The 271-nt window shown below is 45.8% G+C and carries 1 protein-coding gene; it reads left to right on the top strand.

From position 1 onward, the window contains the following. Positions 1 to 271 (top strand): DUF3299 domain-containing protein (locus ACYP03_RS26280; protein WP_459782708.1); only part of this gene is annotated, 271 nt, incomplete at both ends.

Below are 271 nucleotides of genomic sequence, written 5' to 3'. Positions count from 1 at the left end.
AGTAACGTCAGAATACCCGGCTTTGTCATCCCTTTAGAAGGGGACGAAAATACGATCACCGAGTTTTTGCTGGTTCCTTACTTTGGCGCATGTATTCATGTACCACCACCGCCACCCAATCAGATTGTTTACGTAAAATTTCCTAAAGGCGCACCAGTTCAGCAACTCTGGGATGTTGTATATGTTGTAGGAAAGTTAAATGTACAAACTACCGAGCACGAGTTAGCCGAAACGGGTTACCTGCTCCACGGTACGCTCATTGAAGAGTACG

The organism is Photobacterium sp. R1 (genome assembly GCF_054600795.1).
Note: the sequence above shows the minus strand (reverse complement) of the source record. Positions and strands in the feature narration are given on the sequence as shown.